The organism is Citrobacter sp. 506, from assembly GCF_050434985.1.
In the GTDB taxonomy this organism is placed as follows: Bacteria; Pseudomonadota; Gammaproteobacteria; order Enterobacterales; family Enterobacteriaceae; genus Citrobacter; species Citrobacter braakii.
In genome coordinates this window covers 36,256-53,158 of sequence record NZ_JBNDJN010000007.1, presented here as the reverse complement: position 1 = coordinate 53,158, position 16,903 = coordinate 36,256, and the positions used below count along the sequence as shown (strand labels likewise).

The 16,903-nt window shown below is 53.3% G+C and carries 18 protein-coding genes; 10 read left to right on the top strand and 8 right to left on the bottom strand.

Annotated features, from left to right (window positions below; genetic code table 11):
* The first annotated feature begins 1 nt into the window (after position 1).
* From ABIE10_RS21425 to ABIE10_RS21415, 3 genes are read left to right on the top strand one after another with little or no spacing between them, the layout of a single operon-like run.
* Positions 2 to 1,447: a PTS fructose-like transporter subunit IIBC gene (locus tag ABIE10_RS21425; RefSeq protein WP_235117425.1), complete on the top strand. Its 1,446-nt coding sequence runs from the start codon at positions 2 to 4 to the stop codon at positions 1,445 to 1,447.
* Positions 1,437 to 2,507 (top strand): aminopeptidase, encoded by a 1,071-nt coding sequence (locus ABIE10_RS21420; RefSeq protein ID WP_429156992.1) that lies wholly within the window; start codon positions 1,437 to 1,439, stop codon positions 2,505 to 2,507. The genes ABIE10_RS21425 and ABIE10_RS21420 overlap by 11 nt, the downstream gene beginning before the upstream one ends.
* Positions 2,507 to 4,252, top strand: coding sequence for a putative frv operon regulatory protein (locus tag ABIE10_RS21415; RefSeq protein WP_410399990.1), 1,746 nt, complete (start codon positions 2,507 to 2,509; stop codon positions 4,250 to 4,252). The genes ABIE10_RS21420 and ABIE10_RS21415 overlap by 1 nt, the downstream gene beginning before the upstream one ends.
* A 56-nt stretch (positions 4,253 to 4,308) precedes the next feature.
* On the opposite strand, the gene ABIE10_RS21410 is transcribed toward ABIE10_RS21415, so the two are convergent.
* Positions 4,309 to 4,521 carry a DUF1471 domain-containing protein gene (locus tag ABIE10_RS21410; RefSeq protein ID WP_003825262.1) on the bottom strand — a complete coding sequence of 71 codons (213 nt, stop codon included), beginning with the start codon at positions 4,519 to 4,521 and terminating at the stop codon, positions 4,309 to 4,311.
* 128 nt (positions 4,522 to 4,649) lie between these two features.
* Positions 4,650 to 5,486: a formate dehydrogenase accessory sulfurtransferase FdhD gene (fdhD, locus tag ABIE10_RS21405; protein WP_049040549.1), complete on the bottom strand. Its 837-nt coding sequence runs from the start codon at positions 5,484 to 5,486 to the stop codon at positions 4,650 to 4,652.
* Positions 5,487 to 5,680: 194 nt separating this feature from the next.
* Between fdhD and fdnG the strand changes: the two genes are divergently transcribed.
* The 4 genes from fdnG to fdhE are packed head-to-tail and all read left to right on the top strand — an operon-like array spanning position 5,681 to position 11,204.
* Positions 5,681 to 8,731, top strand: a complete 3,051-nt coding sequence (gene fdnG / locus ABIE10_RS21400) for a formate dehydrogenase-N subunit alpha (RefSeq protein WP_088583081.1) — start codon at positions 5,681 to 5,683, stop codon at positions 8,729 to 8,731.
* Between the two features lie 12 nt (positions 8,732 to 8,743).
* Positions 8,744 to 9,646 carry a formate dehydrogenase O subunit beta gene (fdoH, locus tag ABIE10_RS21395; RefSeq protein WP_016155183.1) on the top strand — a complete coding sequence of 301 codons (903 nt, stop codon included), beginning with the start codon at positions 8,744 to 8,746 and terminating at the stop codon, positions 9,644 to 9,646.
* Complete coding sequence (fdoI, locus tag ABIE10_RS21390; protein WP_003028686.1) at positions 9,643 to 10,278, top strand: formate dehydrogenase cytochrome b556 subunit; 636 nt, start codon at positions 9,643 to 9,645, stop codon at positions 10,276 to 10,278. Before fdoH ends, fdoI begins: the two co-directional genes overlap by 4 nt.
* Complete coding sequence (gene fdhE, locus ABIE10_RS21385) at positions 10,275 to 11,204, top strand: formate dehydrogenase accessory protein FdhE (protein WP_003028685.1); 930 nt, start codon at positions 10,275 to 10,277, stop codon at positions 11,202 to 11,204. Before fdoI ends, fdhE begins: the two co-directional genes overlap by 4 nt.
* A 36-nt stretch (positions 11,205 to 11,240) precedes the next feature.
* Here fdhE and ABIE10_RS21380 read toward each other — a convergent pair whose 3' ends face one another.
* Both ABIE10_RS21380 and ABIE10_RS21375 read right to left on the bottom strand, forming a co-directional pair.
* A complete protein-coding gene (locus ABIE10_RS21380) occupies positions 11,241 to 11,615 on the bottom strand; it encodes a type II toxin-antitoxin system VapC family toxin (RefSeq protein ID WP_016155182.1) in 375 nt (124 codons plus the stop codon).
* Entirely contained in the window at positions 11,615 to 11,857 is a 243-nt protein-coding gene (locus ABIE10_RS21375; RefSeq protein ID WP_323643605.1) for a CopG family transcriptional regulator, read from the bottom strand. Before ABIE10_RS21375 ends, ABIE10_RS21380 begins: the two co-directional genes overlap by 1 nt.
* Before the next feature lie 204 nt (positions 11,858 to 12,061).
* Between ABIE10_RS21375 and ABIE10_RS21370 the strand changes: the two genes are divergently transcribed.
* The 3 genes from ABIE10_RS21370 to ABIE10_RS21360 all read left to right on the top strand — a co-directional run bounded on the left by ABIE10_RS21370 (position 12,062) and on the right by ABIE10_RS21360 (position 13,836).
* Positions 12,062 to 12,991, top strand: coding sequence for an alpha/beta hydrolase (locus ABIE10_RS21370; protein WP_429156986.1), 930 nt, complete (start codon positions 12,062 to 12,064; stop codon positions 12,989 to 12,991).
* Between the two features lie 84 nt (positions 12,992 to 13,075).
* The gene (locus ABIE10_RS21365; protein ID WP_279263645.1) at positions 13,076 to 13,387 is read left to right on the top strand and encodes a type II toxin-antitoxin system HigB family toxin; all 312 of its coding nucleotides are present in this window, start codon (positions 13,076 to 13,078) and stop codon (positions 13,385 to 13,387) included.
* Positions 13,384 to 13,836 carry a helix-turn-helix domain-containing protein gene (locus tag ABIE10_RS21360; protein WP_080859878.1) on the top strand — a complete coding sequence of 151 codons (453 nt, stop codon included), beginning with the start codon at positions 13,384 to 13,386 and terminating at the stop codon, positions 13,834 to 13,836. Before ABIE10_RS21365 ends, ABIE10_RS21360 begins: the two co-directional genes overlap by 4 nt.
* 17 nt (positions 13,837 to 13,853) lie before the next feature.
* On the opposite strand, the gene fabY is transcribed toward ABIE10_RS21360, so the two are convergent.
* Genes fabY through yihX form a run of 4 tightly spaced genes read right to left on the bottom strand, consistent with a single transcriptional unit; the run spans position 13,854 to position 16,739 of the window.
* The gene (fabY, locus tag ABIE10_RS21355) at positions 13,854 to 14,795 is read right to left on the bottom strand and encodes a fatty acid biosynthesis protein FabY (protein WP_003825286.1); all 942 of its coding nucleotides are present in this window, start codon (positions 14,793 to 14,795) and stop codon (positions 13,854 to 13,856) included.
* Positions 14,796 to 14,839: 44 nt separating this feature from the next.
* Complete coding sequence (gene dtd / locus ABIE10_RS21350; protein WP_003028671.1) at positions 14,840 to 15,277, bottom strand: D-aminoacyl-tRNA deacylase; 438 nt, start codon at positions 15,275 to 15,277, stop codon at positions 14,840 to 14,842.
* The gene (locus ABIE10_RS21345) at positions 15,274 to 16,146 is read right to left on the bottom strand and encodes a virulence factor BrkB family protein (protein ID WP_019077938.1); all 873 of its coding nucleotides are present in this window, start codon (positions 16,144 to 16,146) and stop codon (positions 15,274 to 15,276) included. The genes dtd and ABIE10_RS21345 overlap by 4 nt, the downstream gene beginning before the upstream one ends.
* Positions 16,140 to 16,739 carry a glucose-1-phosphatase gene (gene yihX, locus ABIE10_RS21340; RefSeq protein ID WP_016155174.1) on the bottom strand — a complete coding sequence of 200 codons (600 nt, stop codon included), beginning with the start codon at positions 16,737 to 16,739 and terminating at the stop codon, positions 16,140 to 16,142. Before yihX ends, ABIE10_RS21345 begins: the two co-directional genes overlap by 7 nt.
* Positions 16,740 to 16,903 lie beyond the last annotated feature (164 nt).

The window sequence follows — 16,903 nt, the reverse complement described above, 5'->3', positions numbered from 1 at the left end:
TATGGAGTCATCCTTGCGTTTAGTGGCGATTACCAACTGTCCGGCGGGTATCGCCCACACTTATATGGTGGCAGAAGCGCTGGAGCAAAAAGCGCGCTCGCTCGGCCATACGATTAAAGTCGAAACCCAGGGCTCAAGCGGCGTCGAAAACCGACTGACCAGTGAAGAAATTGCCGCTGCCGATTACGTTATTCTGGCTACAGGTCGCGGCCTGAGCGGTGAAGACCGGGCGCGTTTCGCCGGGAAAAAAGTCTATGAAATAGCCATTTCCCAGGCGCTGAAAAATATCGACCTGATTTTTACGCAGTTACCGACTCATTCACAACTTTTTGCCACTGATAGCAGCGTGAAGCTGGGAAAACAGGAGGTCCAGCACGGTAGCGTGATGAGCCACCTGATGGCTGGCGTTTCCGCCGCGCTGCCGTTTGTTATTGGCGGCGGTATTCTGGTTGCCATCGCTAATATGCTGGTGCAGTTCGGTTTGCCCTATGCCGATATGTCGAAAGGTGCGCCGTCGTTCACCTGGGTTGTTGAATCCATCGGCTATCTGGGCTTCACCTTTATGATCCCCATTATGGGGGCATACATCGCGTGGTCGATTGCCGATAAGCCCGCTTTTGCCCCGGCGTTTCTGGTGTGTTACCTGGCGAACGATAAAGGCCTACTCGGCACCCAGTCCGGCGCGGGGTTTCTCGGCGCGGTCGTACTCGGGCTGGCAATTGGCTACTTTGTGCTTTGGTTTCGCAAGGTTCGACTCGGCAAAGCGTTGCAGCCGCTGCTCGGCTCCATGCTGATCCCGTTTGTCACTTTGCTGGTGTTTGGCGTCCTGACTTATTACGTCATCGGCCCGGTGATGTCCGATCTTATGGGCGGCCTGTTGCATTTCCTGAATACCATTCCCCCTTCAATGAAAATGGGCGCAGCCTTCCTCGTTGGCGCAATGCTGGCATTTGATATGGGCGGGCCAATCAATAAAACGGCCTGGTTCTTCTGCTTCTCACTGCTGGAAAAACATATCTATGACTGGTACGCCATCGTCGGCGTGGTGGCGCTGATGCCGCCCGTCGCGGCAGGTATCGCTACCTATTTAGCGCCGAAACTGTTTACCCAGCAGGAGAAGGCCGCCGCCAGCAGTGCGATTGTAGTGGGTGCCACCGTCGCCACCGAACCGGCAATCCCCTATGCGCTGGCCGCGCCGCTGCCGATGATTACCGCCAATACGCTCTCCGGTGGTATTACCGGCATGCTGGTCATCGCCTTTGGAATCAAACGTCTCGCGCCGGGTTTAGGTATCTTTGATCCGCTGATTGGCCTGATGTCTCCGGTGGGGTCATTTTACCTGGTGCTGGCTATCGGTCTGGCGCTGAACATTTCGTTAATTATCATCCTGAAAGGATTGTGGCTGAAACGTAAAGCCGCGCAGCAGGAGCTTGCCCATGAACATTGAGTTACTTCAGCAGTTATGCGAAGCCAGCGCCGTCAGCGGTGATGAGCAGGAAGTTCGCACTCTTCTCATTAATGCGCTGGATTCCAGCGTCGATGAAATCACTTTTGACGGCCTCGGCAGCTTTGTCGCACGCAAGGGCAACCGTGGGCCGAAGGTTGCCATCGTCGGTCACATGGATGAAGTGGGCTTTATGGTCACGCATATCGACGAAAGCGGCTTTTTGCGCTTCACCACCATTGGCGGTTGGTGGAGCCAGTCGATGCTGAACCACCGGGTCGCCATCCGCACCCGCAAGGGCGTCAAAATCCCTGGCATAATCGGCTCCGTGGCACCGCACGCCTTAACGGAAAAGCAGAAACAGCAACCTCTGACATTTGACGAAATGTTCATCGATATTGGTGCCAACAGCCGCGAAGAAGTAGAAAACCGCGGAATTGCGATCGGTGACTTCGTTAGCCCGGAAGCCAATTTCGCTCGCTGGGGCGATGATAAGATCGTCGGCAAAGCGCTGGATAATCGCGTCGGCTGCGCCCTGATGGCCGAGCTTTTACAAACCGTGAATAACCCTGAAATTACCCTGTACGGCGTGGGCAGCGTGGAAGAAGAAGTGGGTCTACGCGGGGCGCAAACCTCAGCGGAGCATATCAAGCCCGATGTGGTTATCGTGCTGGATACTGCGGTTGCGGGCGATGTGCCCGGAATCGATAGCATTAAATACCCACTCAAGCTTGGCGAGGGCCCAGGGCTGATGCTGTTCGATAAGCGCTATTTCCCTAATCAGCAGTTGATTGCCACATTAAAAGCGTGTGCAGAAAGCAGCGGTGCGTCATTGCAGTTTTGCACCATGAAAACCGGGGCGACGGACGGTGGACGCTATAACGTTATGGGCGGCGGTCGTCCGGTGGCGGCGCTATGCCTGCCGACTCGCTATCTCCACGCCAACAGCGGCATGATTTCCGCATCGGATTACGACGCGCTGTTTACGCTGGTGCACGAGCTGCTCACCTCGCTGTCGACCGAAAAGGTCCGCGCGTTTACTGACTTTCGCCGGGAGAGTTAATGCTTTCGGAACGCCAGTTAAAATTGGTGGATCTTCTTGAACAGCAGCCGTGTTTGCTGGGCGACCTGGCGCGGCAAACTGGCGTTTCAGGCAGAACCATCCTGCGCGATATTGACTACCTCAATTTTACCCTCAGCGGTAAGGCCCGCATTCAGCCCGGTGGCAGTGCGGGCTATCAGTTGGAAATTGTCGACAGACGCGGTTATTTTCAGCTTCTGCAACGCCATGATAATGATGACCGGTTGCTGGCCTTTCTTCTGCTCAATACCTTTACACCGCGTGTACAGCTGGCTTCGGCGCTCAATTTACCTGAAACCTGGGTGGCCGATCGTCTCCCACGGTTGAAGCAGCGCTATGAGCGGGCCTTTTGTCTTGCCAGCCGCCCAGGCGTCGGTCATTTCATTGATGAACCAGAAGAAAAGCGCATTATCCTGTTGGCGAATCTGCTTAAAAAAGATCCCCTCTTAATTCCACTGCCGGGTATTACCCGAGACAACATCGACAGGCTCAATGCAGCATGTGAAAAACTTAATGAATTCCCGCTCATCTCGGGAGAGTACCTGGCAAGTCTGGTGCTGGCCGTCTATGCCCTGCGTAACCAGCTCTCCGGGTCATGGCCGGAGTGTCGGTATGTATCACTGAAAAACGCGGTGGAACAAGGAGGAGTCTACCTGGGCGAGAACGCCTTCAGAACACTGATCGGCCTTCTGGAAATCAGACAACGGCAGGCAATGACAATTTCTGCCGATGCGGTGACCTTGTTGTTAAAAAGCGTTCCCGGCATCGCTGCGTTGAACGTTATCGATACCCAACTGGTTGATAATATTACCGGCCACCTGCTGAGATGCGTCTCTGCCCCAGTTTGGGTACCAGAACATCGCCAGAGCAGTATGCACAACCTGAAGTCGACCTGGCCTGCCGCCTTCGATTTGAGTCTGCGTTTTATTGCCCTGTTGCGTGAAAAACTGGATATCCCACTGTTCGATAGCGACCTCATCGGGCTTTACTTCGCCTGCGCCCTGGAGCGCCATCAAAACGAGCGCCAGCCGGTCATTTTGTTATCCGACCAGAATGCTATCGCCACCATCAACCAACAGGCCATTGAGCGAGATGTTCTGAATTGTCGGGTGATCATTGCGCGAAATACGAGTGAAGTCAGCGCCATCAGTGAAGAAATCACCCCACTGTTAATCATCAACAATAGTCACTATTTACTTGATGAATATATAAAAAATACCTTAACCATCAAGAACATCATCACCGCTGCGGGTACCGAGCAGATTAAACACTTCCTCGCGACGGCCTTTATCCGCCAGCAGCCCGAACGTTTCTTTTTACAGCCGGGCAGCTTCCATTACGCCAATATGAAGACCGAAAGCTGGCAGAGTATCATCGGCCGGATCTGCGGCCAGCTTGTGGCACAGAGCCATATCACCGAGGACGAAGCGCTGCGCATTTGCGCCCGGGAGCATGAAGGTGAAAACCTGATCGTGAATCGCCTGGCGATTCCTCATTGCTGGAGCGAACAGGAGCGCCGCTTTCGTGGTTTCTTTATTACCCTCGCACACCCTATTCTGGTGAATAACGAACCGGTCAGCCATGTCCTGATCGCCTGTGCCGCCGCCGAGGCGCGGCATGAGCTAAAAATCTTCAGTTATTTATCCAGCGTGCTGAGCAGCCATCCGGCAGAAACTATTGCGGGATTGAAAGACTATAACGCGTTTATCGAATTGCTCAGGCAGTGAATACCGGAAATGAAAAAAGCGCCTCAAGGGCGCTCTTTCGACAGTACTGAGGTATCTTATTTCAGCAGTTCAGCGGTCATGTGCACGCGGTTGCCGGTGTATGCCTGAGTGATTTTATAATCGCTGGCACCTGCACGTTCAGCCTGAGCGGCAATTTTTGCTTCAGCGCTTTCCAGTGTAGAACCGGTTGCGGTAACTGTCTGAGCAGCGAAAGAACCGAAAGAAGTAGCCAGAGCGATAACTGCGACAAAAGTTTTGATGCTTTTCATGATATAAACCCTTTAACTTAGTTGTTTGATTAAGGCACCGTGCCTTGATGTGATAAATAATAGCCATCTCATCGCACAACTAAAAGCGGAAGGATTTGCCAGTCTTATTCAAATTAATTGAACACTGGTTACTCAGTTATCAGACGCTCGGGATGTGTATAAATCGTCGCCCGGCCCGGTTTGCAAAAACCCACCAGCGTCAGGTTACAGCGTTCGGCAACTTCCACAGCGAGCGTTGTCGCCGCAGAAACAGCAAACAGGATTTCCACGCCGCACATTGCCGACTTCTGCACCATCTCGTAGCTGGCGCGGCTGGAGACTAATACCGCGCCCTGCTGCCAGGTTTCCCCTTCGATCGCACGTCGTCCCAGCAGTTTATCCAGCGCAACATGACGTCCAACATCTTCATGCCCGCCCGCCAGATGACCTGACGGCTGTACCCAGGCAGCCGCGTGCGTGCAGCCTGTCAGTTGCCCAACAGGCTGGAAATCAGGGAGATGCCTTAAGGCGTTATCGAGATGCGCCAGATTGAATGTCTGGGTAAACGGCAGCGGCTGGACCGGTTTGCCAATATCATTAAGTTGTTCCACGCCACAAACACCGCAGCCAGTCCGACCGGCCAGTGCGCGACGACGCTCTTTCAGCCCCATAAAGCGCCGACTGGACAGCTCAACCTGCACTTCTAATCCGTTGCAGGAAGGCACCACGTCCATCCCGTAAATATCTTGCGAGGACTCAATAATGCCTTCAGAAAGTGAAAAACCCATCGCGAAGTGCTCAAGATCTTTCGGTGATGCCATCATCACCACGTGTGAAATCCCGTTGTATACCAGTGCCACAGGCACTTCTTCAGCTACCTCATCTGGCTGAGGATGTTGCAAGTCCTCGCGCTTCCAGAGGGTCAACTGACGAGATCCTGTCGGAGATGTCACATTCTTGATGTTTTCTTGAATAATCTTATTCACTTTCTTTTAACCGTATTGGAACACGCATACCAACATTGTGGTATTCTTTACAAATCCCTCCTGGACGGAGGGAAATTCACCCAATTCTGGACCTTTGCGGTCCCGTCCGCAAAGAAAAATAACAACCACTTCCCTCGCGTTCGCGTTATAGGAAAACGAAGGGAACGTGACAATGTCGAAACAAGGAGCGAACCATGCAGGTCAGCAGAAGGCAGTTCTTTAAGATCTGCGCTGGCGGTATGGCAGGCACCACGGCAGCGGCACTGGGCTTTGCACCCGGCGTAGCGCTAGCGGAAACACGGCAATATAAATTGCTGCGCACCCGCGAAACCCGTAACACCTGCACTTACTGTTCCGTTGGCTGTGGACTGTTAATGTACAGTCTCGGTGACGGAGCAAAAAACGCCAAAGCATCCATCTTCCATATCGAAGGGGACCCGGATCACCCGGTGAACCGTGGCGCACTGTGCCCGAAAGGGGCAGGACTTGTGGACTTCATCCACTCTGAAAGCCGCCTGAAATTCCCGGAATACCGCGCACCTGGCTCTGATAAGTGGCAACAGATTAGCTGGGATGAGGCATTTGACCGCATCGCTAAGCTGATGAAAGAAGATCGCGACGCTAACTACGTTGCACAAAACGCCGAAGGCGTAACCGTTAACCGCTGGCTTTCCACCGGGATGCTGTGTGCTTCCGCTTCCAGTAACGAAACCGGCTATTTAACACAAAAATTCTCCCGCGCGCTTGGTATGCTTGCGGTCGACAACCAGGCACGCGTCTGACACGGACCAACGGTAGCAAGTCTTGCTCCAACATTTGGTCGCGGTGCGATGACCAACCACTGGGTCGACATTAAAAACGCCAACCTCGTTGTGGTAATGGGCGGTAACGCCGCTGAAGCTCACCCGGTCGGGTTCCGCTGGGCGATGGAAGCCAAAATTCACAACGGCGCGAAGCTGATTGTTATCGATCCGCGCTTTACGCGAACCGCGGCGGTGGCTGATTTCTATGCTCCGATTCGTTCCGGTACTGACATTGCTTTCCTGTCAGGCGTTTTGCTGTACCTGCTGAACAACGAAAAATTCAACCGCGAATACACTGAAGCCTATACCAACGCAAGCCTGATCGTGCGTGAGGATTACGGTTTCGAAGATGGCCTGTTTACCGGCTACGACGCGGACAAACGCAAGTATGACAAAACCAGTTGGAACTACGAACTGGATGAAAAAGGCTTCGCCAAACGCGATGTCACCCTGCAACACCCGCGCTGCGTATGGAACCTGCTGAAACAGCACGTCTCCCGCTACACGCCGGACGTCGTAGAAAATATCTGCGGTACGCCAAAGGCCGACTTCCTGAAGGTCTGTGAGTACATCGCAGAAACAAGCCGCCCAGATAAAACCGCGTCGTTCCTGTACGCACTGGGCTGGACGCAACACTCCGTTGGTGCGCAGAACATCCGTACCATGGCGATGATCCAGTTGCTGCTTGGCAATATGGGGATGGCAGGCGGCGGCGTTAACGCCCTGCGCGGACACTCTAACATTCAGGGTCTGACCGACTTAGGTCTGCTGTCACAAAGCCTGCCGGGCTACATGACGCTGCCAAGCGAGAAACAAACTGACCTGCAAACTTACCTTGCCGCCAACACGCCAAAACCGTTGCTGGAAGGCCAGGTGAACTACTGGGGCAACTACCCGAAATTCTTCGTTTCGATGATGAAAGCCTTCTTTGGCGATAAAGCGACAGCGGAAAACAGCTGGGGCTTCGACTGGCTGCCGAAGTGGGATAAAGGGTACGACGTCCTGCAGTACTTCGAGATGATGAACCAGGGCAAAGTGAATGGCTATATCTGCCAGGGCTTTAACCCGGTCGCATCATTCCCGAATAAAAACAAGGTTGTGGCTTCACTGTCCAAACTGAAGTTCCTGGTTACCATCGACCCGCTCAACACAGAGACCTCCACCTTCTGGCAGAACCACGGTGAGTCGAACGATGTTGACCCGTCGAAAATCCAGACCGAAGTCTTCCGTCTGCCGTCCACCTGCTTCGCCGAAGAGAACGGTTCTATCGTCAACTCCGGTCGCTGGCTGCAGTGGCACTGGAAAGGTGCGGATGCCCCGGGGATTGCCGTTACCGATGGTGAAATCCTCGCCGGTATCTTCCTGCGTCTGCGCAAGATGTATGCCGAACAGGGTGGCGCGAACCCGGAACAGGTACTGAGCATGACCTGGAACTACTCCACCCCACACGAACCGGCTTCGGAAGAAGTGGCGATGGAGAGCAACGGTAAAGCCCTGGCCGACATTATCGACCCGGCCACCGGTGCCGTTATCGTCAAGAAAGGCCAACAACTTAGCTCGTTCGCCCAACTACGTGACGACGGTACCACCTCCAGCGGCTGCTGGATTTTTGCCGGTAGCTGGACGCCGGAAGGCAACCAGATGGCACGTCGCGATAACGCCGATCCGTCAGGCCTTGGCAATACGCTGGGCTGGGCATGGGCGTGGCCGCTCAACCGCCGCATTCTGTATAACCGCGCCTCCGCAGACCCGCAGGGGAATCCGTGGGATCCAAAACGTCAGATCCTGAAATGGGACGGGGCGAAATGGAGCGGGATGGATATTCCAGACTACAGTGCCGCCGCGCCGGGCAGCAACGTTGGGCCGTTCATCATGCAGCCGGAAGGGATGGGACGCCTGTTTGCTATCGATAAGATGGCAGAAGGTCCGTTCCCGGAACACTACGAGCCGTTTGAAACGCCGCTGGGGACTAACCCGCTGCACCCGAACGTTATCTCTAACCCTGCCGCACGTATCTTTAAAGGTGACGCGGAAGCACTGGGTAAAGCGGATAAGTTCCCGTACGTCGGTACGACCTACCGTCTGACCGAGCACTTCCACTACTGGACTAAGCATGCGCTGCTTAACGCTATCGCCCAGCCGGAGCAGTTTGTGGAAATTGGCGAGAAGCTGGCGAATAAGCTCGGTATCTCTCATGGCGATACCGTCAAAGTCTCCTCTAACCGTGGCTACATTAAAGCCAAAGCGGTGGTGACCAAACGTATTCGCACGTTGAAGGCCAACGGTCAGGATATCGACACTATCGGTATTCCGATTCACTGGGGCTACGAAGGTGTGGCGAAAAAAGGCTTTATCGCTAACACGTTAACGCCATTCGTCGGTGATGCGAACACGCAGACGCCGGAATTTAAGTCCTTCCTCGTGAACGTGGAAAAGGTGTAACGGAGACGACCTATGGCTTATCAATCGCAAGACATCATTCGTCGTTCCGCCACTAACGGTTTCACCCCCGCGCCTCAGGCGCGGGACCATCAGGAAGAGGTGGCGAAGCTTATCGACGTCACCACCTGTATCGGCTGTAAAGCGTGTCAGGTGGCGTGTTCAGAATGGAACGACATCCGTGATGAAGTGGGCAACAACGTTGGGGTGTACGACAACCCGGCTGATTTGACCGCTAAATCCTGGACGGTAATGCGCTTCTCGGAAGTGGAACAAAACGACAAACTGGAGTGGCTAATCCGCAAGGATGGCTGTATGCACTGCGCCGATCCGGGCTGCCTGAAGGCGTGTCCGGCCGAAGGAGCAATCATTCAGTATGCCAACGGTATCGTCGACTTCCAGTCCGAGCAGTGCATCGGCTGTGGCTACTGTATCGCGGGCTGCCCGTTCGACGTGCCGCGCCTCAACCCGGAAGACAACCGCGTTTACAAATGTACGCTGTGCGTTGACCGTGTAGTGGTCGGACAAGAACCAGCCTGCGTGAAAACGTGTCCAACCGGCGCTATTCATTTCGGCACTAAAGAGTCGATGAAAACGCTGGCCGGTGAGCGCGTGGCGGAGCTGAAAACGCGTGGTTACGAAAACGCGGGTCTGTACGATCCGGCAGGCGTTGGCGGTACGCACGTGATGTACGTATTGCACCATGCGGACAAGCCGAGTCTGTACCACGGCCTGCCGGAGAACCCGGAAATCAGCGCCACCGTGAAGTTCTGGAAAGGCATCTGGAAACCTCTCGCAGCCGTCGGCTTTGCAGCGACATTTGCGGCCAGTATCTTCCACTACGTCGGCGTAGGCCCGAACCGTGCGGAAGAGGAAGAAGACAATCTGCATGAAGAAAAAGACGAGGTGCGCAAATGAAACGACGTGACACCATCGTGCGCTACACGGCGCCGGAACGCATCAACCACTGGATCACCGCCTTCTGCTTCATTCTGGCGGCAGTGAGCGGGATGGGTTTTCTCTTCCCGTCTTTTAACTGGCTGATGCACATCATGGGCACGCCGCAACTGGCGCGAATTGTGCACCCGTTTGTCGGCGTGATCATGTTTGCCTCGTTTATCATCATGTTTTTCCGTTACTGGCACCACAATCTAATCAATCGGGATGATATCTTTTGGGCGAAGAATATTCGTAAGATTGTCGTCAACGAGGAAGTAGGTGACACGGGACGTTATAACTTCGGCCAGAAATGCGTATTCTGGGCGGCGATTATCTTCCTGGTCCTGTTGCTGGTGAGCGGAGTGGTCATCTGGCGTCCGTATTTTGCGCCTGCTTTCTCAATCCCGGTGATCCGATTCGCGTTAATGCTGCATTCATTTGCCGCAGTAGCGTTAATTGTGGTTATCATGGTGCACATTTACGCCGCCCTTTGGGTGAAAGGCACCATTACCGCGATGGTGGAAGGATGGGTTACCAGTTCATGGGCGAAGAAACATCACCCGCGCTGGTACCGTGAAGTCCGCCAGAAACAGGAAAAGTCATCTGAATGAGTATTCGCATAATCCCGCAAGATGAGCTGGAGAAGAGCGAGAAACGCACGGCGGATATGATTCCGCCGTTATTATTCCCCAGACTCAAAAATTTGTATAACCGCCGCGCTGAACGTCTGCGCGAGCTGGCCGAGAACAACCCGCTGGGTGATTACCTGCGTTTTGCCGCGCTGATCGCTCACGCGCAGGAAGTGGTGTTGTACGACCATCCGCTGCAGATGGATCTGACCGCTCGCATCAAAGAAGCGAACGATCAGGGCAAACCGCCACTGGATATCCACGTTCTGCCACGCGACAAGCACTGGCAAAAACTGCTGCAATCGCTAATTGCTGAGCTGAAGCCGGAAATGAGCGGCCCTGCGTTGGCCGTAATCGAGAATCTGGAAAAAGCCTCGGAGCAGGAGCTGGAACTGATGGCCAGCGCGCTGTTTGCCTCCGATTTCGCCTCCGTCAGCAGCGACAAAGCACCGTTCATTTGGGCTGCCCTGTCGCTCTACTGGGCGCAGATGGCGAGCCTGATCCCCGGCAAAGCCCGTGCGGAATACGGCGAACAGCGTCAGTACTGCCCGGTGTGTGGTTCAATGCCGGTCTCCAGCATGGTGCAAATCGGTACCACTCAGGGGCTGCGCTATTTGCACTGCAACCTGTGCGAAACCGAGTGGCACGTGGTGCGCGTGAAGTGCAGCAACTGCGAGCAGAGCCGTGATTTGAACTACTGGTCGTTGGATAACGAACAGGCGGCCATTAAAGCTGAAAGCTGCGGCGATTGCGGGACTTACCTGAAGATTCTCTATCAGGAAAAAGACCCAAAAGTCGAGGCCGTAGCCGACGATCTCGCTTCACTGATGCTGGACGCACACATGGAGCAAGAGGGCTTTGCCCGCAGCTCCATCAACCCGTTCCTGTTCCCGGGTGAAGGGGAGTAAGTTCTTCGCACTACCGGGCGGCGCAGGTCGCCCGGGTTATAACGTATACGGTGTGACCACGCCGGATATGCCTGCAAAATCCCTGGTATTACGCGTAACCAGTGTAAGACGATGAATCTGCGCAGTGGCCAAAATGATGGCATCCGGCAATTTCATCCCATATTCCTGCCTGATACTCACGCTTCGTTCAGCAATATCCTGTGAAACACCGATCACATTAAAAGCGCCTAGCGCAACGCGTGTGCGAGATTCCTGATGATATTTTTTTGCTCCCACCATCAACTCCATCCATGTAATGAGGCTGATTGCGTTCTGCGGCGGCCATGTTTCTATCGCTAGTTTTGCTTCACTTCGCCCGCTAAACAGGTCGATGAGGATGTTGGTATCAAAAAGCGCAGATCCTGTGACCATTACCATTCCTCACGGAGTTTACGCTGATAATCAACGCCATCTTCCTCACAACCTTGCCATAGCCCAAGAGCACGTGAAATTGTCGTTTCAGCTTGATCCTGCCTCTCAAGATACTGTTCAACAGCCTCCCGCAAAAGCTCGGCCCGCGGCAGATTACGCTGCACCTTGAGATCATCAAGACGTTTGATCACTTCGTCTGATAAATCGAGTAAAATTCTGCCCATATCCATCCCAGTCATCATACTCACATATACCTCCAGTATATCATTGGCGATTAATTTCCACACAACATACACCCGAGAAAAGCGAGAAAATAGCCTTCACGCGAACGATTTTTACTTTTGCGAGCCGCTTTCCAGAATCGTACACCCGTCACTTTTCCCATTCTCATTCGTGGCTATCCAGGTTATAAAACTGTATATCCATACAGATAAGGAAAATAATAAATGGCACTGGAAAGCGGGATTGCACAGCTGGTTGAGGCATTTATCGCGGCGGGACGCCCTTCTTCGCGCGAGCAAAATATTGATGACCGGAGAGCTGGCTACATTGCCAGCACGGTACTGGCAGGAGAAACTGAAACCCGCGTACAGGTTGAAGATATTGAACTCGATGCAATGACATTTCGCGTTGTTTCGCCGCGGGACGCCACGGGAAATCTCCCCTGCGTTATCTATTATCACGGTGGCTGCTTTGTTAGTGGCGGATTCGCGACGCATGATAACCAGCTAAGGCAGCTCGCCTGGTACAGCGGCTGTCGAGTCATTGCGGTGCAGTATCGCCTTGCACCAGAGCATACTTTCCCGGCTGCACATAACGACGCTGAAACGGGAGCCAATATTATCTGGAAGTATGCCCAGAAACTGGGTGTCGATCGCGGCAGAATTACGCTTGCTGGCGACAGTGCAGGCGGGCATCTGGCGCTGGTCACCGCACTGCGCCTGAAAGCTGCCAATCAATGGCAACCTGCGCAGCTAATGCTGATTTACCCGATGCTGGACGCAACCGCCAGGTTTGAGAGCTACGACCGAAATGGGCAGGATTACATTATCACACGTGACACGTTGCTTTCGGGCTACGAGATGTATTTGCCGCAAACCGACCTGCGGCATCCCGAAGCCAGCCCTGTCTGGCGTGAAGACTTCAACGGTCTGCCGCCCACGCACATCATTACAGCCGAATTCGACCCACTACGCGATGAGGGTGAGGCCCTGTATCAACGGTTCCTGGAGCAGGGCGTGGAGTGCACCTGCCAACGCTATCTTGGCGTTATCCACGGATTTTTCCAGCTGGCAGGAGTGAGCCAGGCGGCACGAAATGTTATGCGAGATGTGGCCTGGCGCGTCGTTAATCCTATAGCAGGAAGACATGCTTGATTAATCTTTTGTTTTCATCTTGAAAACTTAATTGCCTTGCGTTATTTTGTTTTCAGGTTGAAAACCTTGTAATGGAACTACACCATGCATGTTATCAGCCGAAAACCTTTCAACGAGGCAATACTCCGTTTTCCAAACCACATGGCAGCACTCGTTGATTTGCTGAATATTTTAGAGAAAAAAATGTTCCACACTCCTGAAGAGATGAAGCAGTGCATACCTTCACTGGATAATTTTAAATACAGAAATAAATGGTGGGTGATTAATGTTTCAGGTAACTGCTTGAGACTTATTGCCTATATTGATTTCAAACTGCAAAAGGTATTTGTGAAGCATATCGTTCACCATGCCGAGTATGACAGACTAACCACATACTATCGGGGTCACAAAGAATGAGAACGCATGAAAGCCATCAGATAGACACAGCCAGTGTAAAATTGATGATTGATACCTTTACCGATGCAGTGAAAAAAATCCCCCTGTTAGGCAAAGAACAAAATGAGGCAGAGTACCGAAAAGCACTCGCTTTGGTGGAGTTTCTGGTTGATCGTAACGACCTGGAAAACCCGTTGTTTGAGCTGCTTTCAGCTCGGATCCGCGACTACGAAAAACATGCGCCTGAGTTCAGTGCCCTCAACCAACAACTGGAACATACTCCTCATGGCGTTGCGTTACTGCGTACGCTCATGGATCAATATGGTCTCAAAGCAGCAGATCTTGCCAACGAACTTGGTTCAAAATCCAATGTCAGCAACATCTTGAATGGTCGCAGAGCACTGACTGTAAGTCATATTAAAATGCTCGCAGAACGCTTTAACCTTCCGGCAGACGCATTCATCGAGTAAAGAGGATCCCCTCTGACCTACTCTTCCTCATTCCCGCCCTCTTCATATGCGCCAAACGGTTTCGCGGGTAGCACAATGTAGGTACCTTCAAACACGACGCCCGGCGTGTCATCGCCAAACACCCCGACCTGCATCTGAACGCGCGCCTTGCGGCCTCTTGCCAGACGGTCCAGGTCACCGCTCAGCGAGCCCAGATCGGCAATAGCGGTAGGTTTCCCGGTAATTGGCCTGCTGTATCGGATATGCGCGTCGGCGAGGATTATCGTCCCCCCCAGATGACGCTCGCGCAGCATCAGCCAGATAAGCCCCCAGCCCGTTAACGTCGCCAGTGAAAACAGGCTTCCGGCAAACAGCGTATGGTGCGGGTTCTGATTGCCAGTCTCTGGCATCGTAGTAATAAATTTCTGCCCGGTGTACTGCTGAATGCGCACGCCCATTTTCTCACTCAATGGAATATGTTCGTACCAGGCTTGCTGTAGCTGTCCGCACCAGTCCCCGCGATGGAGAATGTCGTCCAGCGTTGCGATGGGCTTAATCATCAAAAAATGGCGCACCGGCGTGGTTTGCGGCGTGGTAATTTCGCCCTGACTCACAAACCCCAGTTTGGCGAAAAATTCGACCGCATCTTCACGGGCGCTACAGGTTACGCGCTTTACCCCTTCCTGACGCGCCACAGACTCCAGGGTCATCGCCATCAGCGTGCCCAACCCTTTCTCCTGCACAGAGGGGTCAACGGCCATAAAGCGTATGGAGGCTTCGTTATCCGCATTGATATACAGACGCCCAACCGCGACCAGATTTCCCTCTTCGTCCACCACCATCTGGTGATGCGCCATCGCGTCCCAGGCATCCCGTTCGGAGCCTTTTGGCTGGTGCAACGGTTTACGCAACATCTCCCAGCGAAACTGGTAGTAACGCTCCAACTCTTCTTCTGTTTGCGGTACTCGAAGGTGATACATAGTCGTATTCTCTCTTGTTGCCCGCGGCCACACCGGTAGCTGGTTCATACTTGTAACCAGAACGTCACGGGGCCATCATTAACCAGTGAAACCTGCATATCCGCAGCGAATCGACCGGTTTGCGTATTCATTTCCTGTTGGCGGCAACGCTCAACAAAGTATTCATACAGCGCTTCTGCCCGCTCGGGCGCAGCGCCTTTCGAAAACCCCGGGCGCATGCCGCGTTCGGTATCTGCCGCCAGCGTGAACTGTGAAACCACCAGCACACTGCCACCTGATTGCTGCACGTTGAGGTTCATTTTTCCTTCGGCATCGCTAAAGATTCGATAGCCGAGTACGCGCTCGCACAGACGGTTCGCTTTCTGTTCGTCATCATCCCTTTCGACACCTAACAGGACCAAAAGTCCTGGGCCAATTTCACCCGTCACCTCGCCCTCCACGGTGACGCTGGCACGGGTTACGCGCTGAATTAATGCAATCATGGTTGATCTGCTTCTTCTTGTTCTGCGGCTTGTTTAAGTTTGCGGTATTCCCCGAGAGTGACAGTTATTTCCGCGCCTAGCAAGACGATACACCACGTCCAGTATACCCAGACAAATAAAATGGGGATCACCGCCAGGACACCGTAAATGAGCTGATACGACGGGAACATCGTGATGTAGAGCGCAAATCCTTTCTTTCCGGCCTCGAACAACACGGCGGCCACAAAGGCGCCAATAACCGCATCACGATTGGGTACACGCGTAGTCGGTACAATGCTGTAAAGCAGCCAGAACGAGAGCCAGGAAAGCACCAGAGGGAAAATACGCAAGACGTCATCAATCACCGAGTTGAGATCGCTGGCCCAGCGCAATGACAACAAATAAGAGCTGATCGCCAGACTGGCCCCCGCCAGCAGCGGCCCCAGCGTTAAAATCATCCAGTAAACGGCGAAAGAGTAAACTTTGGGACGAGTGCGCTTACTGCGCCAGATAGTATTCAGAGCATTATCAATGGCATACATCAGCAATAACGCCGTGACAATCAGCCCACATGCCCCAACGGCCGTCATTTTGTTCGAGTTGGCGACAAACTGTTCGATATAACGCTGGATGACGTCTCCCGTCGCCGGGATAAAATTTGCGAAAATAAAATGACGTAGCTGGGCACTGACGTCGGAAAACATCGGAAATGCGGCGAAAAGAGCAAACACAACGGCGATAAGCGGCACTAATGAGAGCAGTGAAACGTAGGCAAGATTCCCTGCCAGCGTCGTCATGTTGTCCTCATCAATCCGCTGCCATAGTAGCTTCAGCCAGGCCCGTACAGGACGCGTATGGTGCCTGGCTTGTTGCTGAACATTTTTTAGCATAACAACTTCGCGAAATAGTCAGGAATGGTCGTTTTATCGACGACCTGGATACTGGTAATCCCTAACCGGTTAGCTCCTTCAATATTATCGGCGTTGTCGTCAAAAAAGACCGCATCTTCCGCAGAAAAACCTTCAGACTGCAGGACATGCTGGTAAATCCGCGCTTCCGGTTTTCGCATGCCCAGATCCTGGGAAAGATAAATATGGTCAGCAGCCTGACGAATTTCAGGATATTCATCCGGCCAAAATGTTGTGTGCAGACGGTTAGTATTCGACAAGACGACCACCCGATGCCCCTGCTCACGCAGCTTATGCATGATGTCGATGACTTCAGGGCGCAATGCCACAAAAACGGCCTGCCAGCCGTGAGAGAACTGCTCGTAACTTAGCGGCAGCGCCATGTCATGACATAGCGCCTCGGCAAAGGCTTCATCCGTTATTTCACCTCGCTCGTGCTGGTGAAAAGCCTCCCCCATGGTGAAACTTTGCTTCAGCGAGGCCAGCGGTACACGGCTCAGATCGCTCCATGTGCCCAACACGCGGTTGAAGTCGATATCGACAATCACATTACCTAAATCAAAGATATAGAGCATGATCTTCTCCTTAATCGCCGTGGATGAATAACTGTAGCGGGAAAGGAGAAGTTTGACTACCGGGATCGGCGATGTGTATCCGTTTAAAGATACTTAACAAAGGCAAGCAAAATGAACGAGCCAGGACAATGAGAAACGCAGGCAACACTACCCGCCAGGCCAGC